The sequence below is a fragment of the Streptomyces sp. NPDC018263 genome (genome assembly GCF_055562575.1).
In genome coordinates this window covers 448744-471331 of sequence record NZ_JBVHFA010000003.1, presented here as the reverse complement: position 1 = coordinate 471331, position 22588 = coordinate 448744, and the positions used below count along the sequence as shown (strand labels likewise).

Genomic DNA, 22588 nt, shown 5'->3' with positions numbered 1-22588 from the left:
GGGCCACGTCGAGCGCATTCCGCCCGGGGGGGTCTCCTGTCGATCAGGTCTGGGCCATGTCCACGAAGCGGGAGTAGTGGCCCTGGAAGGCCACGGTGATGGTGGCCGTGGGGCCGTTTCGGTGCTTGGCCACGATCAGGTCGGCCTCGCCCGCGCGGGGGGACTCCTTCTCGTAGGCGTCCTCGCGGTGCAGCAGGATGACCATGTCGGCGTCCTGCTCGATGGAGCCCGACTCACGCAGGTCGGAGACCATGGGCTTCTTGTCGGTGCGCTGCTCGGGACCACGGTTGAGCTGGGAGAGCGCGATGACCGGGATCTCCAGCTCCTTGGCGAGCAGCTTGAGGTTACGGGACATGTCCGAGACCTCCTGCTGACGGCTCTCGGCCCGCTTGGAGCCGCCGGACTGCATGAGCTGGAGGTAGTCGATGACGACCAGCTTCAGGTCGTTGCGCTGCTTGAGCCGGCGGCACTTCGCGCGGATCTCCATCATCGACAGGTTCGGGGAGTCGTCGATGTAGAGCGGCGCGGCCGACACGTCCGGCATCCGGCGGGCCAGGCGCGTCCAGTCCTCGTCGGTCATCGTGCCGGAGCGCATGTGGTGCAGGGCGACACGGGCCTCGGCGGACAGCAGGCGCATGGCGATCTCGTTGCGGCCCATTTCGAGCGAGAAGACCACGCTCGGCAGGTTGTGCTTGATCGACGCGGCCCGCGCGAAGTCCAGCGCGAGCGTCGACTTGCCCATGGCGGGACGGGCGGCGATGACGATCATCTGGCCGGGGTGCAGACCGTTGGTCAGCGAGTCGAAGTCGGTGAACCCGGTGGGCACACCGGTCATCTCGCCGCTGCGCGAGCCGATCGCCTCGATCTCGTCGAGCGCGCCCTCCATGATGTCGCCGAGCGGCAGGTAGTCCTCGCTGGTGCGCTGCTCGGTGACCGCGTAGATCTCGGCCTGGGCGCTGTTGACGATCTCGTCGACGTCACCGTCGGCCGCGTATCCCATCTGCGTGATACGGGTGCCGGCCTCCACCAGGCGGCGCAGGACGGCGCGCTCGTGGACGATCTCCGCGTAGTACTCGGCGTTGGCCGCGGTCGGCACCGTCTGGACGAGGGTGTGCAGATAGGCGGCGCCGCCCACCTTGTTGATCTCACCGCGCTTGGTGAGTTCGGCCGCGATGGTGATGGGGTCGGCCGGCTCGCCCTTGGCGTAGATGTCGAGGATCGCCGTGTAGATCGTCTCGTGCGCGGGCTTGTAGAAATCGTGGCCCTTGAGGATCTCCACCACGTCGGCGATGGCGTCCTTGGACAGCAGCATGCCGCCCAGCACGGACTGCTCGGCGTCCAGGTCCTGCGGCGGCACTCGCTCGAAGGTGGAACCCCCGCCTTCCCAGCCGCCGTTCTCCTGGCCGCGCTCGTGCTGCTCGTCACGGCCGGAGTCACCGCGGCGGCGGGAGGCGGGGAGACGATCGCTGGGACCGCTGTCGGCCCACGGATCGTCCAAGGGCTCGGAAATGCTCACCGAGCCACCTCCTCCCGTCCGCCGGAGCGGACCTCGCCGTGCCCTCTGTTCTAGGGCACGGCACTGACAAAATGAGAAGCCCAACTCCGGTTCCGGCGCGTCGGATATGTGACGTTTCCACGGCCGGGAGAGGGAGCGGGCGCCGGACCACGGTAGGCCCCCCGGCACCGTCAGCCAATCTGGTTATCCACAGGCCATGTGGACGACGGTCCATATGCTGTGGAGAACTCCCCGAAACCTGTGCACGAGCCGGTGGACAGCCCTGTGAACAAGACCTCGCCCTCCTCGACAGGATGGCACTGACCTGCGCCTTTACCGTCCACCGGCTGTGCAGAAGAAAAACTTTCCCGGTCGGACCAAGATCACCTCGAACGCTGCCCGAAACCTTGCCCTCCGGAAACGAGAGTAAGGGTCGGAAGGCAGTTGTATCTCTTACCTGTGGACGATTAGATTAGTGCTCATGACACAGGCTCCCGCGATCCCCAAGGCCACCCGGCGGCGTCACGACCGGGAGATCGTGGCGCTCGCCGTCCCGGCCTTCGGCGCACTGGTCGCCGAGCCCCTCTTCGTCATGGCCGACAGCGCGATCGTCGGCCATCTCGGCACCGCTCAGCTCGCCGGTCTCGGCGTGGCCTCGGCACTCCTCACCACCGCGGTGAGCATCTTCGTCTTCCTCGCCTACGCCACCACGGCGGCGGTCGCCCGCCGGGTCGGAGCGGGTGACCTGCGGGCTGCGATCCGTCAGGGCATGGACGGCATCTGGCTCGCCCTGCTCATCGGCGCCGTCGTCATCGCCGTCGTCGTGCCCCTCGCACCCGGCATCGTGGACCTCTTCGGCGCTTCCGACACCGCCGCGCCCTACGCCACCACCTATCTGCGCATCTCCGCCCTCGGCATCCCGGCCATGCTGGCCGTCCTCGCCGCCACCGGTGTGCTGCGCGGACTCCAGAACACCAGGACCCCGCTCTACGTGGCGATCGGGGGCTTCATCGCCAACGCCGCCCTGAACGCCGTGCTCGTCTACGGTGCCGGGCTCGGCATCGCGGGTTCCGCCTGGGGCACCGTGATCGCCCAGTGCGGCATGGCCGCGGTCTATCTCTGGGTGGTCGTCCGGGGCGCCCGACGCCACAAGGCTTCCCTGCGTCCGGACCTCGCCGGTATCCGCGCCTCGGCGCAGGCGGGCGTTCCGCTGCTCGTCCGCACCCTGTCGCTGCGGGCCATCCTGATGATCGCCACCGCGATGGCGGCCCGGCTCGGGGACGCCGACATCGCCGCCCACCAGATCGTGCTGTCCCTGTGGAGCCTGCTGGCCTTCGCCCTGGAAGCGATCGCCATCGCCGGGCAGGCGATCATCGGCCGCTATCTCGGTGCCGACGACGCACCCGGCGCCCGCGCGGCCTGCCGCCGCATGGTGCAGTGGGGCATCGCCACCGGCGTCGTCCTCGGTCTGCTCGTCGTGGCCGCACGGCCGCTGTTCCTGCCGCTGTTCACCAGTGACGCCGGGGTCAAGGACGTGGCGCTGCCGGCGCTCCTGGTGGTCGCTCTCTCCCAGCCCATCTGCGGCATCGTCTTCGTGCTGGACGGGGTGCTGATGGGTGCCGGTGACGGGCCCTATCTGGCCTGGGCCATGGTGGTCACCCTGGCGGTCTTCACTCCGGTCGCGCTGCTCGTGCCGACCCTGGGCGGGGGCCTCACCGCGATCTGGGCGGCCATGACGCTGATGATGACGGTCCGGATGGTGACCCTCTGGCTGCGCGCCCGCTCCGGCCGCTGGATCGTGACGGGTGCGACCCGCTGACCGTTTCACGTGAAACGTGCCCCGAACTCCGCTCCCACCCCCGCCCCGCCCCCTGAGCGCATGAGAAAGGGGCCGCATCCTCGAAAGGATGCGGCCCCTCACAGCTCAGACGAGCCGAGCGGTCACGGCGATCAGGCCGCGACGACCTCGAGGGTCACCGTGGCGGCAACCTCGGGGTGCAGACGCACGGAGGTCTCGTGGGCGCCCAGGGTCTTGATCGGAGCGGTCAGCTCGATGCGGCGCTTGTCGACCTCGGGGCCACCGGAAGCCTTGATCGCGGAAGCGATGTCGGCCGGGGTGACGGAACCGAAGAGACGACCGGCGTCGCCGGAGCGGACGGCCAGACGGACCTTGACACCCTCGAGCTGGCCCTTGATCTGGTTGGCCTGCTCGATGGTCTGGATCTCGTGGATCTTGCGGGCGCGGCGGATCTGCGCCACGTCCTGCTCGCCACCCTTGGTCCAGCGGATAGCGAACTTCCGCGGGATCAGGTAGTTGCGGGCGTACCCGTCCTTGACGTCGACGACGTCGCCAGCGGCACCGAGGCCGGAGACCTCGTGGGTGAGGATGATCTTCATGTGTAAGTCACCCTTCCTTAGCGCGCGGTGGACGTGTAGGGCAGCAGCGCCATCTCACGGCTGTTCTTGACGGCCGTGGCGACGTCACGCTGGTGCTGCGTGCAGTTGCCGGTCACGCGGCGGGCACGGATCTTGCCGCGGTCGGAAATGAACTTCCGCAGCATGTTCGTGTCCTTGTAGTCCACGTACGTGACCTTGTCCTTGCAGAAAGCGCAGACCTTCTTCTTAGGCTTGCGCACAGGCGGCTTCGCCATGGTGTTTCTCCTGTGTGATCAAGAAGTGGGATGCGAGCCCTTAGAAGGGGGGCTCGTCCGAGTAGCCGCCACCGCCGCCGGAGCCGGAACCGCCGCCCCAGCCGCCGCCACCCTGGTTGCCACCGGCGGGAGCGCCGGAAGCCCACGGGTCGTCGGCCTGGGAACCGCCCTGGTTGCCGCCGGCGGAGCCACCGCCCCAGCCGCCACCACCCTGGCCCTGGTTGCCACCGCCGCCGTAACCGCCCTGGCCGCCGCGGGCGCCGCCGGAGGTCTTGGTGACCTTCGCCGTCGCGTTGCGCAGGCTGGGGCCGACTTCCTCGACGTCCAGCTCGTAGACCGTGCGCTTGACGCCCTCGCGGTCCTCGTACGACCGCTGCTTCAGCCGGCCCTGCACGATGACGCGCATGCCCCGCTGGAGCGACTCCGCGACGTTCTCCGCCGCCTGACGCCAGACCGAGCAGGTCAGGAACAGGCTCTCGCCGTCCTTCCACTCATTGGTCTGACGGTCGAAGGTGCGGGGAGTGGACGCGACGCGGAACTTTGCGACCGCCGCACCGGAAGGGGTGAAGCGCAGCTCGGGGTCGTCGACAAGATTGCCGACGACCGTGATGACGGTCTCGCCTGCCATGGGGGAACCTCTCGGCGGGATTGCTCTGGCTGCTTGGTTGCTGCTACTCGAATCCCGAGATCAGCTGAGCGGAAGAGCTCAGTGCATCTCGGGGCGGAGGACCTTGGTCCGGAGGACCGACTCGTTCAGGTTCATCTGGCGGTCGAGCTCCTTGACGACCGCAGGCTCGGCCTGCAGGTCGATGACCGAGTAGATGCCCTCAGGCTTCTTCTTGATCTCGTACGAGAGACGACGACGGCCCCAGGTGTCGACCTTTTCCACCTTGCCGCCGCCATCGCGGACGACAGAGAGGAAGTTCTCGATCAGCGGGGAGACAGAACGCTCCTCGAGATCGGGGTCGAGGATGACCATCACCTCGTAGTGACGCATGTGGAACCCACCTCCTTTGGACTCAGCGGCCACGGTCGTTCCGTGGCAGGAGGGTCGTGATGCGTGAGCAACGGTATCGGCCACCACTGACAATCGGAGGTTCCGCGAGGAACCGTCCACAGTGGGCCGCCACGGGCCAGGGCAGACACCGGTGCAGACGTTACAGACTACCCGCCCACCCGCTTCCGGTTGAAATCCGGCCCTGGGAGCCCGCAATCTGTACACATCGGGTGTGTAGGGCGCTACAGTGCGCCGCGATCCGCAGGAGGTGCCTCATGACACAGGCATTGCGACCGACCACCGCCGGCTCCCTCTTCGCCACCGACGGCAAGCCCCATCCACTGCAGGACACCCTCACCGTGGTGACGCTCGTCCTGGGTCTGCTGGCCTTCGTCACCTGCTTCGTCGACGGCCTCCACCTGGTGGCCTCCTGGGCCGGCCTGATCGGCCTGCTCACCGGCGCCTACGGGCAGTGGATCTCGATCACCACCCGGGAACGCTTCGGCCTGATCATCGGGCTCGGCGCCTCCGGAGTCGGCTTCCTCATCGGTATGGCCAACGGCGGCCTGTTCGGCGGTCTCATCGGCGGCTGACACCACCCCGCCGTCGGTCACCGACGGCATCACGAGCACCTGGAACGTTCCGGTCCGCGAGCGGGCCGGAACACCGGTGCCGCACGCCCCATTCGGGGCGCTCGCAGGGCGCAGTAGGCTTCGGCGCGAGAGCCGGAGCCCCTGATCCCATGGGGACACACCAGCCCGAGGAGCGCCCCGACATGAGTCTGACCCTGAGGACCATCAGCCGCGAGCAGCATCTGGCATACATCCAGAGCCTGCCGTCGGCCAGTCACATGCAGGTCCCCGCATGGGCCGACGTGAAGGCGGAGTGGCGTTCGGAGAGCCTCGGCTGGTTCGACGAGCGCACCGGCGAGATGGTCGGCGCCGGTCTGGTCCTCTACCGCCAGCTCCCCAAGATCAAGCGTTACCTCGCCTACCTCCCCGAGGGCCCGGTCATCAACTGGTTCTCCCCGAACCTGGAGGACTGGCTCCAGCCGATGCTGGCCCACCTCAAGCAGCAGGGCGCGTTCTCGGTCAAGATGGGCCCGCCGGTGATCATCCGCCGCTGGAACGCGGAGACCATCAAGAAGGGCATCCAGAGCCCGGACGTGAAGCGGCTGCGCGACATGGAGGCCGACTTCATCGAGCCGCGCGCCTTCGAGGTGGCCGACAAGCTGCGCCGCATGGGCTGGCAGCAGGGCGAGGACGGCGGGGCCGGCTTCGGCGACGTCCAGCCGCGCTACGTCTTCCAGGTGCCGCTGGCCAACCGCTCGCTGGAAGAGGTGCACAAGCAGTTCAACCAGCTCTGGCGCCGCAACATCAAGAAGGCCGAGAAGGCCGGCGTCGAGGTCGTCCAGGGCGGCTACCAGGACCTGGAGGAGTGGCAGCGGCTGTACGAGATCACCGCGGTCCGCGACCACTTCCGCCCGCGCCCCCTGTCGTACTTCCAGCGCATGTGGACGGCCCTCAACACCGAGGACCCCAACCGGATGCGGCTGTACTTCGCCCGCCACAACGGCGTGAACCTCTCCGCGGCCACCATGCTGATCGTCGGCGGCCACGTCTGGTACTCCTACGGCGCCTCCGACAACATCGGCCGTGAGGTCCGCCCGTCCAACGCCATGCAGTGGCGGATGCTGCGCGACGCCTACGCGCTCGGCGGCACGGTCTACGACCTGCGCGGCATCTCCGACTCGCTGGACGAGACGGACCACCTGTTCGGCCTCATCCAGTTCAAGGTCGGCACCGGCGGCCAGGCGGCCGAGTACCTCGGCGAGTGGGACTTCCCGCTGAACAAGCTGCTCCACAAGGCGCTCGACATCTACATGTCGCGGCGCTGAGCCTCCGGCGGCCGACCGTGCCGCCTTCTGGTTCCATAGCCATCACAACGCTTCACCGTCACCCGTCCCCGCACACCCCTCGGGGACGGCCCCTCTGCATCCACCGCAGCCACGAGAAAGGTTCCGGGTCAGGCCATGGCGCTCACGCTCTACGTCGACACCGCGCGCTGGCGTGCGCACCACAAGCACGTGCAGGAGCAGTTCCCGGGACTCGTCCCGGTCTGCAAGGGCAACGGCTACGGCTTCGGTCACGAACGGCTCGCGGAGGAGGCCACCCGGCTGGGCTCCGACATGCTGGCCGTCGGCACCACGTACGAGGCCGCGCGCATCAAGGACTGGTTCAGCGGCGACCTGCTCGTGCTGACGCCGTACCGGCGCGGCGAGGAGCCGGTCCCGCTGCCGGACCGGGTGGTCCGCTCGGTGTCGTCGGTCGACGGCGTGTACGGCCTGGTGGGTGCCCGTGTCGTCATCGAGGTGATGTCCTCCATGAAGCGGCACGGCATCAGCGAGCAGGACCTGCCGCAGCTTCACCAGGCCATCGAGAACGTGCGCCTGGAGGGCTTCGCCATCCACCTGCCGCTGGACCGCACCGACGGCTCGGACGCCGTCGAGGAGGTCATCGGGTGGATGGACCGGCTGCGCGCGGCCCGGCTGCCGCTGCACACCATGTTCGTCAGCCACCTCAAGGCCGATGAACTGATCCGGCTCCAGCAGCAGTTCCCCCAGACCCGCTTCCGCGCGCGGATCGGCACCCGGCTGTGGCTGGGCGACCACGACGCCACCGAGTACCGCGGCGCCGTCCTGGACGTCACGAAGGTGGCCAAGGGCGACCGCTTCGGCTACCGGCAGCAGAAGGCGGCCTCGGACGGCTTCCTGGTGGTCGTGGCGGGCGGTACGTCGCACGGGGTGGGCCTGGAGGCCCCGAAGGCCCTGCACGGTGTCATGCCGCGCGCCAAGGGCGTGGCGCGGGCCGGCCTCGCCACGGTGAACCGGAACCTCGCGCCGTTCGTCTGGGGCGGCAAGCAGCGCTGGTTCGCGGAGCCGCCGCACATGCAGGTGTCGATCCTGTTCGTGCCCTCCGACGCTCCCGAGCCGAAGGTCGGCGACGAGCTGGTGGCCCATCTGCGGCACACCACCACGACCTTCGACCGGATCGTGGACCGCTAGGACCGCCGGACCGAAGCGAACGGAAAGGCCGTGCACGAGATGTCGTGCACGGCCTTTCTCATGCCCTCCCGGGTCCGTTCGCTCAGAGCGAACGGCCCTCCTGGGCCAGGGATTCCGGGCCACCCCAGTCCGTCCGCGACGGCTCCTCGGGCGCCTCGTGCTCCGGGTGCCGGAGCCCGCGCAGGACGAAGTGGTCGGCCGCACCGTCGAGTACGCCGCCTGAGGGGTCGTCGTCCCCGGCCCGGCGCACCACATCCCGTTCCGGCCGGAGGATGTCGCGCACGACGACGGCGCACAGGTACAGGGTGCCGAGCAGATGCAGGGCGATCGCCCAGTGGTAGCCCTCGGTGGGCAGGCCCTTGTGGGCGTCTCCGCTGGTCGTGTACGCGAGGTAGAACCAGATGCCGAGGAAGTACGCCACCTCGCACGCCTGCCAGATCAGGAAATCCCGCCACTTCGGCCGGGCGAGGACCGCCAGCGGCACCAGCCACAGCACGTACTGGGGGGAGTAGACCTTGTTGGTGAGGATGAAGGCCGCGACCATCAGGAAGGCCAGTTGGGCGAAACGCGGCCGGCGCGGGGCAGTGAACGTCAGCGCCGCGATGCCGAGGAACGACAGCACCACCAGGGCGCTGGCGGTGGTGTTCACGAAGTCGATGCTCGGCGGGTTGCTGGAGTTCTGGGACCAGATCAGCCAGAACGAGCCGAAGTCGATGCCCCGGTCGTGGCTGAACGTGTAGAACTTCGACCAGCCCTCGAAGGCGAACAGCATCACCGGCACGTTCACCACGAGCCAGGCGCCCGCCGCTCCGCCTACCGCTTGGAAGAACTCCCGCCACTTGCCCGCCCGCCAGCACAGCACCAGCAGGGGGCCGAGCAGGACCAGGGGATAGAGCTTGGCGGCCGTGGCGAGGCCCAGGAGCACACCGAAGGCCACGGCCCGGCCGCGGGACCACATCAGCATCGCCGCGGCCGTCAGGGCCACCGCCAGGAGATCCCAGTTGATGGTGGCGGTCAGCGCGAAGGCCGGCGCCAGGGCGAGCAGCAGGCCATCCCAGGGACGGCGGCGGTGGGTCCGGCTGACACAGACGGCGATGACGGCCGCACAGACCATCAGCATCCCGGCGTTGACGAACCAGTACCACTGTTCCTGCCGCTGGATGCCGCCACTGCCCGGCGTGAGCCAGGAGGCGACCTCCATGAACACTCCGGTCAGCACCGGGTACTCGAGGTAGTCCATGTCGCCGGGCAGCTTGTCGAAGTACGGCACGAGCCCGTCGGCGAACCCACGCCCCTGGTAGAGGTGGGGGATGTCCGAGTAGCAGGCGTGCGTGTACTGCGAGCTGGCCCCGAAGAACCAGGCGCCGTCGTAGCAGGGCGCCTTCTGGACGAGCCCGAGGGCGAACATGCCGATCGCCACGAGCACGACGACCCGGACCGGCGTCCACCAGGACGTTCCGGTCAGGGCGCGTCGCCCGAGGGGGCCGCCGATCAGCTCACTGCCGGCCGCGGCGATCTCGTCCTCCCGCGTCGGTCGTACCGTCTCCGGTTCACGCACGCGCGCGGGCGTCGTCTCTGCACTGGGCATGGGGCACATCCTGCCGTACTCGCTCCGGAAAACACCGAGGGCCGCCGCACCTGGTCGGTGCGACGGCCCTTGTTTCACGTGAAACACCCGCGCCGGTGGAAACAGCCTCCAATCGGGCAGGGGGTCCTATTGGCCTTGCTGGCCTCCGAGGAATCCTCCGCCGTCGCCCCCATCGGCCCCGGCGTTTCCGTTGCCCCTGACACCCCCGGTTCCGGGTGAGGTCGAGTCGGTCGGCGAGGAGCTGGCTCCGCCGTCGGCACCACCGGGTCCGGTGCCGCCGTCGTCGTTGCAGAAGAACCGGCAGGTCTTGCTCTCGCTGGGCGAGGGCGATGCCGTGGACTCGCTCGGCGACGGGCTCGACGACTCCGACGGCGTCGGCGTGGCCGTGATGCTCGGCTTCGGGGTCGGCGTGGGAGCACCCACCTCGTTGTGAATCTTGCCGACCTTGATCGCGTCGGGGAAGCCCGGGTCGTTCTTGCCCTTCAGCGCGGCCAGCATGTACTCGGTCCAGACCGAGGTCGGGATGTCACCACCGTGGATGGAGTCCGTGCCGGCCGTACCGTTCATCGACAGCAGCCGGTGGTCCTTGGGGTTCTCCCGGAACATCGCCACCGAGGTGGAGAGCTGCTGGGTGTAGCCGACGAACCAGGCCGACTTGTTCTCATCGGTGGTGCCGGTCTTGCCGGCGGCCGTACGGCCCAGCGCCCTGGCGTTCTTGCCCGTGCCGTTCTGGATCACGTTCTCCAGGACGTCGGTGACGTTGTTGGCGATGCTGGAGTCCATCACCTGCTTGGACTTCGGCTTGGTGAAGCCCGTCAGCTCCTGGCCGTCCTTCTTGACCATGGTGACGGAGTAGGGATCCGCCTGCCTGCCGGACGCGGCGAACGTCGCGTACGAGTCCGCCATGCGGATGGCGCTGGGGGTGGAGGTACCGATGGCGAAGGAGGGGTTCAGGTCCTTGGCCATGCTGCCCTCGAGGATGCCGGTCGAACGGGCCATGTCCCGGACCTTCGACATGCCGACATCGACACCGAGCTGCACGAACGGCGTGTTGACCGACTGCTCCATCGCCTTGCGCAGACTGATGTAACCCCAGGGGTATTCGCTCTCGTTCGCCTGGAAGAAGAACGAGTTGTCCTTGTTGAGGTAGTACGAGCCGTCGGGCCGGCGCACCTTGAGGTGGTCGTTGCCGTTGTACTTGCTCAGCGGGGAGATGCCCTCACCGTTGGAGTTGTACGTGCCGTCCTGCATGGCCGCGGCCAGCACGTACGGCTTCCACGTCGATCCCACCGGGACACCGGAGGTGTCGGCGTTGTTGGTGAAGTGACCGTTCTCGTAGCCGTCCCCGCCGTAGAGGGCGACGATCGCGCCGTCGTTGGGCACCACCGAGGCCGCGCCGAACTGGACGTACTTGTCCTTCTCCTTGGTCTCGGGCTTCAGCCGCGACTTCTGGATCTTCTTCACCGCCGCGGTCAGGGCGTCGACCTTGTTCTTCTGGAAGGTCGTGGTGATCTGGTAACCGCCCTGGTCGAACTTGGCCTCCGTGATGTCGGAGTGGTTCAGGACGTACTTCTTCGCCGTGTCGACCAAGTAGCTGATCTGGCCGTTCATACCCCTGGTCGCCTTGCGCCCCTGCGGCATGGGGTACTTGCTGATCGCATTCTGGTAGTCGGCGTCGGTGAGGTGGTTGTCCTTGTGCATCTCACCGAGAATCCAGCGCCAGCGACCCTGGGAGCGAGCGGTGTTGGCCGTCTGCGTCGCGGTCCTGTCGAGATCCGCGTTGCCGGCCGGGTCGTAGTACGTGGGGCCCTTCAGCAGGGCGGCGAGTACGGCGCACTGGCTTGGCGTCAGGTCCGCGGCGTCCTTGCCGTAGTACGTCTGCGCGGCGGCCTGGATGCCGTAGGCGCCTCGCCCGTAGTACGAGGTGTTCAGGTAGCCCTGCATGATCTGGTCTTTGCTGAGCTTCGTGCCCACCTTCAGGGAGATGAACATCTCCGTGAACTTACGGGTGAGCGTCTGGTCCTGGCTCAGGTAGGTGTTCTTGACGAACTGCTGGGTGATCGTGGAGCCACCCTGGGTCTGCCCGCCACGCGCCATGTTGGCCAGAGCACGCGCGATGCCCATGGGGTCCACGCCCGAGTCCTGGTAGAAGCTCTTGTTCTCCGCGGAGATCACCGCGTACTGCATGGCCTTGGGGATCTTGTCGATCGTGAGGTTCTGCCGGTTCACACCGGTGCCCGTGGCCACCATCTGGGTTCCGTCGGACCAGTAGTAGACGTTGTTCTGCGACTTCGCGGCGTCGTTCTCGCTGGGGATGTTGACCAGCGCGTAGCCGACACCGGCCATGACGACCACACTGCCCACGAACCCGATGCCCAGTCCGGTGGCCAGCCGCCAGGACGGCACCCAGCGCCGCCAGCCGTACTTGCCCGCGCGGGGGTAGTCGATGAACCGCGGCTCCTTCGGCGGTCCCTGGTCACGGCCCCGGTTACGGCCCGCGGGCGCGTTGTCGGCGCCCCGGCGGCGCCCGCCGCCTCTCTGGGCGGCCCGGCGTGCTTCGGCACGGCTGCCGTACTCACGTCCATCACCCCCAGAGCCGTAGGGGTCCGGTCCCTGGGAATGAGACCCATAGGAGTGGTCAGAGGCCCCGTTGGCGCCTCGCGGTGCCGCGGGACGGCCGGAGGACGGGCCGGGCTGGCCGCGTCGGGCCGCCCGTCCGCCTCCCTGCGGCTGCGGCGGTTTGCGACGGTGCTCGCTCATCGAACGATTACTCCTCGGGCAGGCGCATCCGTGCGCGCCTGGAAACAGCGGCTGGTTTCCGGTCCCCCCGAAGTACGGATGTGGTCGTTGCTGCATTCACCCGTACTGCACCGAGGATCACGACGCTCCCCAAGCGCCCCTTGGTTCCCGGTGTTGTGCATGCCGCACAGACTACGCACCGCCAAAACCCTCCGAGTCCCGAAGTTCACCCCAAAACGGGCAACTTGCCTCGTACGAATCGGTGATGTGATCCCGTTCACCGTCGGCCCTCTTGTCGCATGCCGGGGGTCGTTCTATCGTCGTGATGTATCGAGTCGATACATCAGAGCGAGATAAACGCGCTGAGTACCGAGAGGAGGCGATCATGAGCCGTCGTTCCGGCATCCTTGAGTTCGCCGTGCTCGGGCTGCTGCGCGAGTCGCCCATGCACGGCTATGAGCTGCGCAAGCGACTCAACACGTCCCTGGGTGTGTTCCGGGCGTTCAGCTACGGGACGCTCTACCCCTGCCTCAAGACGCTGGTCACCAACGGCTGGTTGATCGAGGAACCGGGGAACACCCATGAAGACGCTCTGGCCGCCCCTCTCACCGGACGCCGCGCCAAGATCGTCTACCGGCTGACGGCCGAAGGTAAGGAGCACTTCGAGGAACTCCTGTCGCAGACCGGCCCCGACGCATACGAGGACGAGCACTTCGCCGCCCGGTTCGCCTTCTTCGGGCAGACCTCGCGCGATGTGCGCATGCGTGTGCTGGAGGGCCGGCGCAGCCGGCTGGAGGAGCGCCTGGAGAAGATGCGCGCCTCCCTGGCACGCACGCGGGAGCGCCTCGACGACTACACGCTCGAACTCCAGCGCCACGGAATGGAGTCCGTGGAGCGCGAAGTGCGCTGGCTGAACGAGCTGATCGAGAGTGAGCGGGCCGGACGGGACCGGAAAGGTCCCGAGTCCGGCGGGTCCGCTCAGCAGGACACCACATCTGGATCGACGGGCGGCCTGCCCCGTCCCAGGGATCTTCCGGGGACGGATACGCCCGGCGACACCGCCACGTGAGCGCCCGTCGGGGCCTCACTCGTACACACAGGGAGCAACCGGAATGGGTTCGGTTCGCGTAGCCATCGTCGGTGTCGGCAACTGCGCCGCGTCGCTGGTGCAGGGAGTCGAGTACTACAAGGACGCCGACCCGGCGGCCAAGGTACCCGGCCTGATGCACGTGCAGTTCGGTGACTACCACGTGCGGGACATCGAGTTCGTCGCCGCCTTCGACGTGGACGCCAAGAAGGTCGGCCTCGACCTCGCGGACGCCATCGGCGCCTCCGAGAACAACACCATCAAGATCTGCGACGTGCCCTCCAGCGGCGTCACCGTCCAGCGCGGCCACACCCTCGACGGTCTCGGCAAGTACTACCGCGAGACCATCGAGGAGTCGGACGCCGAGCCGGTCGACATCGTTCAGACCCTGAAGGACAAGCAGGTCGACGTCCTGGTCTGCTACCTCCCCGTGGGCTCCGAGGACGCGGCGAAGTACTACGCCCAGTGCGCCATCGACGCCAAGGTCGCCTTCGTCAACGCCCTTCCGGTCTTCATCGCCGGCACCAAGGAGTGGGCGGACAAGTTCACCGAGGCCGGTGTGCCGATCGTCGGTGACGACATCAAGTCCCAGGTGGGCGCCACCATCACGCACCGCGTCATGGCGAAGCTGTTCGAGGACCGCGGTGTGATCCTGGACCGCACGATGCAGCTCAACGTCGGCGGCAACATGGACTTCAAGAACATGCTCGAGCGCGAGCGCCTGGAGTCCAAGAAGATCTCCAAGACGCAGGCCGTCACCTCCCAGATCCCCGACCGGGACCTCGGCGAGAAGAACGTCCACATCGGCCCGTCCGACTACGTGGCCTGGCTGGACGACCGCAAGTGGGCCTACGTCCGCCTGGAGGGCCGTGCGTTCGGCGACGTCCCGCTGAACCTCGAGTACAAGCTGGAGGTCTGGGACTCCCCGAACTCCGCCGGTGTCATCATCGACGCCCTGCGTGCCGCGAAGATCGCCAAGGACCGGGGTGTCGGCGGCCCGATCCTGTCCGCGTCCTCGTACTTCATGAAGTCCCCGCCGGTCCAGTACTTCGACGACGAGGCCCGCGAGAACGTCGAGAAGTTCATCCGCGGCGACGTCGAGCGCTGAGCACGGCTCGCACGAAAACGCTCCTGCCAGGGCTGTGAGGGTCCCCGGGGTCTGACAGACCCCGGGGACCCTCCGCATGTGTGAGGCTGTGCCCATGCCCGTCGTCCGTGATCTGCGCCTGCTGCTGCGCGAGCGGGACTTCCGGCGCCTGCTGTACGTCCGCCTGCTCTCGCAGGGCTCGGACGGCGTCTATCAGATCGCCCTCGCCTCGTACGTCGTCTTCTCTCCCGAGAAGCAGACCTCGGCCCCGGCGATCGCCTCCGCGATGGCGGTCCTGCTGCTGCCCTACTCCCTGGTCGGCCCCTTCGCGGGCGTGCTGCTGGACCGCTGGCGCCGGCGTCAGGTCTTCGTCCACGGCAATGTGCTGCGCGCCGTGCTGGCGGCGGCCACCGCCGTACTGATGGCCGTGCACGCGCCGGACTGGCTGTTCTACGCCTCCGCGCTGTGCGTCACGGCCGTCAACCGGTTCGTCCTCGCCGGCCTCTCGGCGGCACTTCCCCGTGTGGTCGACGCCGAGCGCCTGGTACTGGCCAACTCCCTCTGCCCGACCGCAGGAACGCTGGCGGCGACCCTCGGTGCGGCCCTGGCCTTCGGCGTACGGTTCGTCGCGGCGGACTCGGACGCGGCGGTGGTGCTGCTCGGCGCCCTGCTGTATCTGTGCGCGGGCCTCACCGCCCTGACCATCGCCCCCTCCCTGCTCGGCCCCGACCGGCCCCCGGTGCTGCCCCGCCTGCGCACCGTGCTGGCCGACACGGCACGCGGCCTCCTGGCGGCCGTGCGCTACCTCGGCGAGCCCCGGCGCAGCAAAGCGGTCTGGGCGCTCACGGCGATGACCTGCATGCGCTTCTGCTACGGCGCGCTGCTGGTCCTGCTGCTCATGCTGTGCCGCTACGGCCTCTCGAGCACCCCCGAGGAAGGGCTCCGTCTGCTGGGACTGGCGCTGGGGGTGTCCGGCGCCGGGTTCTTCGCGGCCGCCGTGGTGACGCCCTGGAGCGCGGGCCGGCTGGGGGCCGGGCGGTGGATCGCGGTCTGTTCGGGCGCCGCTGCCCTCTTGGTGCCGGCGCTCGGGCTTCCGTTCGCCACGGTTCCGCTGCTGATCGCGGCCTTCCTGCTGGGGCTGGTCACCCAGGGCGCCAAGATCGCCACGGACACGATCGTCCAAGCGTCGGTCGAGGACGGCTTCCGAGGCCGGGTCTTCTCCGTCTACGACGTCCTCTTCAACGTCGCCTTCGTCGGCGCCGCCGGGGTAGCCGCCCTGATGCTCCCGCCGGACGGCCGGTCGGCGCTGCTGGTGATCCTCGTGGCGCTGCTGTACGCCGCCGTCACCGTGGCCATGGCCCGCTTCGAGTGGCGCCGGAACAGCGAGAAGGGCGGTGTTTCACGTGAAACACCGCCCCGCCGCTGAGTCATGTTTCACGTGAAACAGGCTCCCGGAAGCGCTCAGCTCTGCTGTGCCCACCACTCCTTGAGGGCCGCGACCGCCGCGTCGTGCTCCATCGGGCCGTTCTCCAGGCGCAGCTCCAGCATGTGCTTGTACGCCTGACCGATGACCGGGCCCGGACCGACGCCGAGGATCGTCATGATCTCGTTGCCGTCGAGGTCGGGGCGGATGGAGTCCAGCTCCTCCTTCTCCTGGAGCTCGGCGATGCGCGCCTCCAGCCCGTCATAGGCGCGGGACAGCGTGGCCGCCTTGCGCTTGTTCCGGGTGGTGCAGTCGGAGCGGGTCAGCTTGTGCAGCCGGTCCAGCAGCGGGCCCGCGTCGCGGACGTAGCGTCGGACCGCGGAGTCCGTCCACTCTCCGGTGCCGTAGCCGTGGAAACGCAGGTGCAGCTCGACCAGACGGGAGACGTCCTTCACCAGGTCGTTGGAGTACTTCAGGGCCGTCATGCGCTTCTTGGTCATCTTGGCGCCGACCACCTCATGGTGGTGGAAGGAAACCCGGCCGTCCTGCTCGAAGCGTCGCGTGCGGGGCTTGCCGATGTCGTGCAGCAGCGCGGCCAGCCGGAGGGTGAGGTCCGGGCCGTTCTCCTCCAGGCCGATCGCCTGCTCCAGCACGATGAGTGAGTGGTCGTAGACGTCCTTGTGGCGGTGGTGCTCGTCACGCTCCAGCCGGAGCGCCGGCAGCTCGGGCAGCACGTGGGCAGCGATCCCGGTGTCGACCAGGAGGGTGAGGCCCTTGCGGGGATGGGCGGAGAGCAGCAGCTTGTTCAGCTCGTCCCGGACCCGCTCCGCCGAAACGATCTCGATCCGCGTAGCCATCTCCGTCATCGCGGTGACGACCGCCGGGTCCACCTCGAAGTCGAGCTGGGCGGCGAACCGTGCGGCCCGCATCATCCGCAGCGGGTCGTCGGAGAACGACTCCTCCGGCGTGCCGGGCGTACGCAGCACCCGCGCCGCGAGGTCCTCCAGACCGCCGTGCGGGTCGATGAACTCCTTCTCCGGCAGGGCCACGGCCATCGCGTTGACCGTGAAGTCACGCCGGACCAGGTCCTCCTCGATGGAGTCGCCGTACGACACCTCGGGCTTGCGGGAGGTGCGGTCGTACGCCTCGGAGCGGTAGGTGGTGACCTCGATCTGGTAGCCGTCCTTCTGGGCGCCCACCGTGCCGAAGGCGATCCCTACCTCCCAGACGGCGTCCGCCCAGGGCCGGACGATCCGCAGCACGTCCTCGGGGCGCGCGTCGGTCGTGAAGTCCAGGTCGTTCCCGAGCCGGCCCAGCAGCGCGTCGCGGACCGAGCCGCCGACCAGGGCGAGCGAGAACCCGGCCTCCTTGAAACGGCGGGCGAGGTCGTCGGCGACCGGAGCCACCCGCAGCAGCTCGCTCACCGCTCGCTGCTGCACCTGGCTGAGGGCAGCGGGATTGTCATCGTTGGGGTTCGGCACAACAGAAGAGGGTACGTGGCCCGGCCGCCCGGAAGCGCACCCGTTCGACCGGCGCGGAGGCTCCCTGCCATACCCCCACAAGGGCTCCCCTAGCGGCGGACACCGGCTCTCCGCTCCTTAATGGATATAGAGGACAGGCGGCTGCTCCACGACGATCTTGGGGAACGGTCCGTGGCACTCAGCCTCTGCGGTCATCGTTACCATGCGGGGACGCACATTCCGACGACCACTGATGACGACGACGAGGGACGGGCTAGCGCGTGGCCGACGCGGCTGAAATCCAGGGGCCCAGTGCCTCTCCTGCCCGCCGCCGACTGCGGCGCGCCGGAGCGCTGCTGGCGGGCGCACCGCTGCTGGCCGGTCTGCTCCAGTTGACCGCGGCCGAACCCGCGCAGGCGGCGCCGGCGGACTCGGTGTCCGTGGCGTTGGACACGATGACGCCCAGCGCGCCCACCGAGGACGACACGCTGACCGTGTCCGGCACCGTGATCAACAACGGCAGTCAGACCGTGTCCGGCGCCCACGTCGGCCTGCGAGTGGGCCCCCTGCTGAACACCCGCTCCGCGGTCGACGGCATCGCCCGGCACCCCAACGATCTCCGTGGCGGCACCGGCGACGAACTGGGCGGCAAGTACACGGAGAAGTTCAGCAAGCTGGTTCCGGGCGTCGCCGAGCACTTCAGCATCTCCGTCCCGGTGGACGAGCTGAACCTCGGCAAGGACGGCGTCTACTCGTTCGGCGTCTCCGTGTCCGGCAAGACTTCGGCGCGGCCGTGGGACCGGATGCTCGGCATCGAGCGGACCTTCCTGCCCTGGCAGTCGTCCGAGGCCGACACCAAGAGCCGGACGACGTTCATGTGGCCGCTGCTCTCCTCCGTCCACATGACGGCCCGCACGGGTGCCGGAGAACGGCAGACCCCCGTCTTCCAGGACGACGAGCTGGCCAAGGAGATCGCCCCCGGCGGCCGCCTGGCGCAGATGATGAACCTGGGCCGCGATCTCGATGTCACCTGGGTGATCGACCCGGACCTGCTGGCCGCGGTGGACGCCATGGCGAACGGTTACCGGGTCCAGCAGCCCGACGGCAGCACCAAGGCCGGCTCGCGCGAGAACCAGGACACCGCCAAGCAGTGGCTGGCCGGCCTCCAGCAGGCCGTGGCGGGCAAGGAGGTCGTCGCGCTGCCGTTCGCCGACCCGGACCTCGCCTCGCTCGCCCACACCGGCACCAGCGTCACCGGCTCGCTCAGCCACCTCAAGGACGCCACCGATGTCGCGGCCCTCACGGTGAAGACCGTGCTCCACGTCACGCCGAGCACGGACTTCGCGTGGCCCGTGGAGGGCGCCGTGGACCCCTCGATCATCAAGGTGGCCACCTCCGCCGGTGCCGACCGGGTGATCGCCCGCAGCGACAGCCTGCGGGAGTCCACCGGGCTGCCCTACACGCCGTCCGCCGCACGCCCCATCGGCGGCGGCACCACCGCGGTCGTCGCGGACGCCCGGATGTCCACGGCCTTCGAGGGCGACCTCACCAAGGCGGACTCCTCCACGCTCGCGGTGCAGCAGTTCCTCGCGCAGAGCCTTGAGGCCAATGTGCAGAAGGACGAGCAGCGCAGCATCGTGGTCGCTCCGCAGCGCATGCCGACCGCCAGCCAGGCGCAGGCGATGGCCACCGCCGTGAAGGCGCTCCAGGACGGCAACTGGTCTGAGCCCGACACCCTCACCGGCGCCGCCAGCGCCAAGCCCGACCCGGACGCCACCACGCGCATCCCCTCCACGTCGGCCTACCCCTCGTCGCTGCGCAAGCAGGAACTGCCGAGGAGTGCCTTCGAGCAGATCGCGGACACGCAGGACAAGCTCGACAACTTCCAGGTGATCCTCACCGACCAGTCCCGTGTGGTCACGCCGTTCGGTCTGGCCATAAACCGCGGGATGTCCACGTCGTGGCGGGGGCAGGCCGCCAAGGCGGACGGCTTCCGCGCGGACGTGCTGAGCTACCTCGACAACCTCGGCGGCCAGGTCAAGCTGATCGACAAGTCGGAGACCAAGCTCTCCGGGCGCAGCGCCACCATCCCGGTCACCGTGCAGAACAACCTGGTCCAGCCCGTCGGCCACCTGTACCTGCGGCTCAGCTCGACCCAGCCGACCCGGCTGAAGATCGGCGGCAAGGCGTACGACGAACAGCCCGTCGAGGTCTCCGGCGGCCACAGCCAGTCGGTGAAGTTCACCACCTCGGCCAACGCCAACGGCCGGGCCACCGTCCTCGCCCAGCTCTACACCGAGGACGGCCAGGAGTACGGCGACCCCGTCAGCTTCGACGTGAAGGTCACCGAGGTCACGCCCACCGTCATGCTGGTGATCGGCGGCGGAGTGCTGCTGCTGGTCCTCGCCGGCTTCCGGATGTACACCCAGCGCAAGCGCGCGGCCGCCCGCCAGGCCGAGGAGGAGGGCCCGGACGAGGCGGAGGCGGACTCCGGCGACGGCTCCGGGAACCCGGACGACGCCGGGGACCGTCTTTCCGAGGAGTCCGGTTCCCCCGCCGGGGCAGCCGGGCCGGACCAGCCGGGTGACCCTGCACCGGACACCGCACCGGAAAGCGCCGACCCGTCCGGCACGGGTGAGAGAGTGGACCGTTGAGCGACGCCGCGGCCCGTGTGGCCAGGGACGATGAGGTGGGGTAACCATGAACGCGCCGTACGACGGTGACCGCGGCCGGGACGCCGCCGACTCGGGCCATGGGCCCGAGACCCCGCCCGAGCCCGGCCAGGAGCCGCCGCAGCCCGCGGCGGACATGTACCTCCAGGACGCCTACGACCAGGACCCCTACCGGGCGCGGGACCTCTCCGCCCAGGACCCGGTCGCCGAGGCGCTCTACGACCGCGCCGCGCATCCGCCGCCCCCTCCGGGCAGCTACGAGCCGCGCCAGCCGCTCTACGCCCCGCCGTCGCAGTCCTCGTACTCCCCCGACCCCCGCGTGTGGGCCCAGACTCCGGCGCCCGAGCCGGAGGGCGACGCCACCCAGCACCTGCCCTACGGCGACCACCCGCGCACGACCCAGTTCGTGGGCGTGGACGACCTGGTCTCGCACTCCGGTGAGGAGTACCACGAGCCGGACGCGTTCGCGCACCTGCTGCGGGACCAGCAGCACAGCGGCGCCACCGGCTCCGCCCGCGCGGGCCAGGGCGCCGGAGGCTCCTTCCCGCCGCCCCAGGTCCAGAGCGCCGCGCACGGCGGCGGAAACCCGTACCAGGCAGCCTCCGGGAACGCCGTGCAGCCACCCGTACCCGCCCCGGCCGGCCCCTCCGGTCCCGTGGAGACCTCTGCGCCACCGGCTCCGGCCCCGGCGAAGGGGCGCGCCTCCGGGCTGCTCAGCTCCAGTGCCGTCATGGCCGCGGGCACGATGGTGTCGCGCCTCACCGGCTTCGTGCGCTCCGCGATGATCGTCGCGGCGCTGGGCCTCGGCGTCCTCGGCGACTCCTTCCAGGTCGCCTACCAGTTGCCGACGATGATCTACATCCTGACCGTCGGCGGCGGCCTCAACTCGGTCTTCGTGCCCCAGCTCGTCCGGTCGATGAAGGAGGACGAGGACGGCGGCGAATCCTTCGCCAACCGGCTGCTGACCGTCGTCATGGTCGCGCTCGCCGCGCTGACCGCGCTGACGATGCTCGGCGCGCCGTACCTGGTGCGGGTGCTGTCCGACCCGATCGCCTCCGACGCGGCGGCCAACCAGGTGGCGGTCACCTTCACCCGCTACTTCCTGCCCTCGATCTTCTTCATGGGCATCCACGTGGTGATGGGTCAGATCCTCAACGCGCGAGGCAAGTTCGGCGCGATGATGTGGACCCCGGTCCTGAACAACATCGTCATCATCGTGACGCTCGGCATGTTCCTGTGGGTCTACGGCTCCGCGGCCGACTCCCACATGACCGTCGACAACATCCCGCCGGAGGGCCAGCGGCTCCTCGGCATCGGCATCCTGCTCGGCCTCGTGGTGCAGGCCCTGGCGATGATCCCGTACCTGCGCGAGACCGGCTTCCGTATCCGGCTCCGGTTCGACTGGCGGGGGCACGGCCTGGGCAAGGCCGCGATGCTCGCCAAGTGGACGGTACTGTTCGTGCTCGCCAACCAGGCGGGCGCCATGGTCGTCACCCAGCTCTCCACCGCAGCCGGCAAGGACTCCGGGGTCAAGGGCACCGGCTTCGCCGCCTACGCCAACGCCCAGCTCATCTGGGGTCTGCCGCAGGCCATCATCACCGTGTCCCTCATGGCCGCGCTGCTGCCGCGTCTGTCGCGCTCGGCCGCCGAGGGCGACGGCGGCGCCGTCCGCGACGACATCTCGCAGGGCCTGCGCACCACGGCGGTGGCCATCGTGCCCATCGCCTTCGGTTTCGTCTCGCTCGGCATCCCGATGTGCACGCTGATCTTCGGCTCCTCCGGCACCAGCTCGGCCACCAATATGGGCTTCATGCTGATGGCCTTCGGCCTCGGCCTGATCCCGTACTCGGTGCAGTACGTCGTCCTGCGCGCCTTCTACGCGTACGAAGACACCCGGACCCCCTTCTACAACACGGTCATCGTGGCGGCGGTCAACGCCGGCGCCTCCGCGCTCTGCTACTTCCTGCTCCCGTCCCGCTGGGCGGTCGCGGGCATGGCGGCCGTGTACGGCCTCTCCTACGCCATCGGCGTCGGTGTCGCGTGGCGCCGGTTGCGCAAGCGGCTGGGCGGCGACCTGGACGGCTCCCGGGTGCTGCGGACGTACGCCCGCCTGGCGATCGCCTCGATCCCGGCGGCACTGCTCAGCGGCGCGGCCTGCTACGGCATCGGACACTCCCTGGGACAGGGCGTCTTCGGCTCTCTCGTGGCCCTGGTGGCAGGTGGGGCGGTACTGCTCGGAGTCTTCTTCGTGGCCGCGCGCCGCATGCGGATCGACGAGCTCAACTCGCTCGTGGGCATGGTGCGCGGGCGTCTGGGGCGCTGAGG

At 69.0% G+C, this 22588-nt stretch carries 17 protein-coding genes; 9 read left to right on the top strand and 8 right to left on the bottom strand.

The features are described from left to right. Window positions 1-43: 43 nt before the first annotated feature. The gene (dnaB, locus tag ACZ3HQ_RS11260; RefSeq protein WP_467509600.1) at window positions 44-1516 is read right to left on the bottom strand and encodes a replicative DNA helicase; all 1473 of its coding nucleotides are present in this window, start codon (window positions 1514-1516) and stop codon (window positions 44-46) included. A 460-nt stretch (window positions 1517-1976) separates the two neighbouring features. On the opposite strand from dnaB, the gene ACZ3HQ_RS11255 reads away from it, so the two are divergent. Then, window positions 1977-3314, top strand: coding sequence for an MATE family efflux transporter (locus tag ACZ3HQ_RS11255; protein ID WP_467509599.1), 1338 nt, complete (start codon window positions 1977-1979; stop codon window positions 3312-3314). A 131-nt stretch (window positions 3315-3445) separates the two neighbouring features. On the opposite strand, the gene rplI is transcribed toward ACZ3HQ_RS11255, so the two are convergent. The 4 genes from rplI to rpsF form a co-directional block, all read right to left on the bottom strand. Then, complete coding sequence (gene rplI / locus ACZ3HQ_RS11250) at window positions 3446-3892, bottom strand: 50S ribosomal protein L9 (RefSeq protein ID WP_361656604.1); 447 nt, start codon at window positions 3890-3892, stop codon at window positions 3446-3448. A 17-nt stretch (window positions 3893-3909) separates the two neighbouring features. Beyond that, window positions 3910-4146, bottom strand: coding sequence for a 30S ribosomal protein S18 (gene rpsR, locus ACZ3HQ_RS11245; RefSeq protein WP_003949403.1), 237 nt, complete (start codon window positions 4144-4146; stop codon window positions 3910-3912). Window positions 4147-4186: 40 nt separating this feature from the next. Next, complete coding sequence (locus tag ACZ3HQ_RS11240) at window positions 4187-4774, bottom strand: single-stranded DNA-binding protein (RefSeq protein ID WP_467509596.1); 588 nt, start codon at window positions 4772-4774, stop codon at window positions 4187-4189. 78 nt (window positions 4775-4852) lie between these two features. Then, complete coding sequence (gene rpsF / locus ACZ3HQ_RS11235; RefSeq protein ID WP_003975025.1) at window positions 4853-5143, bottom strand: 30S ribosomal protein S6; 291 nt, start codon at window positions 5141-5143, stop codon at window positions 4853-4855. Between the two features lie 275 nt (window positions 5144-5418). Here rpsF and ACZ3HQ_RS11230 point away from each other — a divergent pair, with 275 nt between their 5' ends. The 3 genes from ACZ3HQ_RS11230 (at window position 5419) to ACZ3HQ_RS11220 (ending at window position 8207) form a co-directional block, all read left to right on the top strand. Further along, the gene (locus ACZ3HQ_RS11230; protein ID WP_467509594.1) at window positions 5419-5736 is read left to right on the top strand and encodes a hypothetical protein; all 318 of its coding nucleotides are present in this window, start codon (window positions 5419-5421) and stop codon (window positions 5734-5736) included. 182 nt (window positions 5737-5918) lie between these two features. Further along, on the top strand, window positions 5919-7040 hold the full coding sequence (locus ACZ3HQ_RS11225; RefSeq protein WP_382961912.1) for a lipid II:glycine glycyltransferase FemX: 1122 nt from the start codon (window positions 5919-5921) through the stop codon (window positions 7038-7040). A 135-nt stretch (window positions 7041-7175) separates the two neighbouring features. Further along, on the top strand, window positions 7176-8207 hold the full coding sequence (locus ACZ3HQ_RS11220; protein WP_467509592.1) for an alanine racemase: 1032 nt from the start codon (window positions 7176-7178) through the stop codon (window positions 8205-8207). 82 nt (window positions 8208-8289) lie between these two features. On the opposite strand, the gene ACZ3HQ_RS11215 is transcribed toward ACZ3HQ_RS11220, so the two are convergent. Further along, window positions 8290-9795 carry a glycosyltransferase family 87 protein gene (locus ACZ3HQ_RS11215; RefSeq protein ID WP_467509590.1) on the bottom strand — a complete coding sequence of 502 codons (1506 nt, stop codon included), beginning with the start codon at window positions 9793-9795 and terminating at the stop codon, window positions 8290-8292. A 126-nt stretch (window positions 9796-9921) separates the two neighbouring features. Further along, window positions 9922-12555, bottom strand: a complete 2634-nt coding sequence (locus tag ACZ3HQ_RS11210) for a transglycosylase domain-containing protein (protein ID WP_467509588.1) — start codon at window positions 12553-12555, stop codon at window positions 9922-9924. Window positions 12556-12919: 364 nt separating this feature from the next. Between ACZ3HQ_RS11210 and ACZ3HQ_RS11205 the strand changes: the two genes are divergently transcribed. The 3 genes from ACZ3HQ_RS11205 to ACZ3HQ_RS11195 all read left to right on the top strand — a co-directional run bounded on the left by ACZ3HQ_RS11205 (window position 12920) and on the right by ACZ3HQ_RS11195 (window position 16134). Continuing rightward, entirely contained in the window at window positions 12920-13603 is a 684-nt protein-coding gene (locus ACZ3HQ_RS11205; protein WP_381070486.1) for a PadR family transcriptional regulator, read from the top strand. 43 nt (window positions 13604-13646) lie between these two features. Further along, window positions 13647-14729 carry an inositol-3-phosphate synthase gene (locus ACZ3HQ_RS11200; RefSeq protein ID WP_086692024.1) on the top strand — a complete coding sequence of 361 codons (1083 nt, stop codon included), beginning with the start codon at window positions 13647-13649 and terminating at the stop codon, window positions 14727-14729. Between the two features lie 94 nt (window positions 14730-14823). Next, the gene (locus tag ACZ3HQ_RS11195; RefSeq protein WP_467509586.1) at window positions 14824-16134 is read left to right on the top strand and encodes an MFS transporter; all 1311 of its coding nucleotides are present in this window, start codon (window positions 14824-14826) and stop codon (window positions 16132-16134) included. 35 nt (window positions 16135-16169) lie between these two features. Here the strand turns inward: ACZ3HQ_RS11195 and ACZ3HQ_RS11190 are convergent, their stop codons facing one another. Next, window positions 16170-17612 carry a CCA tRNA nucleotidyltransferase gene (locus ACZ3HQ_RS11190; RefSeq protein WP_467509584.1) on the bottom strand — a complete coding sequence of 481 codons (1443 nt, stop codon included), beginning with the start codon at window positions 17610-17612 and terminating at the stop codon, window positions 16170-16172. Window positions 17613-17872: 260 nt separating this feature from the next. On the opposite strand from ACZ3HQ_RS11190, the gene ACZ3HQ_RS11185 reads away from it, so the two are divergent. Next, window positions 17873-20245: a DUF6049 family protein gene (locus ACZ3HQ_RS11185; protein WP_467509582.1), complete on the top strand. Its 2373-nt coding sequence runs from the start codon at window positions 17873-17875 to the stop codon at window positions 20243-20245. Window positions 20246-20291: 46 nt separating this feature from the next. After that, window positions 20292-22586 (top strand): murein biosynthesis integral membrane protein MurJ, encoded by a 2295-nt coding sequence (murJ, locus tag ACZ3HQ_RS11180; protein WP_467509580.1) that lies wholly within the window; start codon window positions 20292-20294, stop codon window positions 22584-22586. Window positions 22587-22588 lie beyond the last annotated feature (2 nt).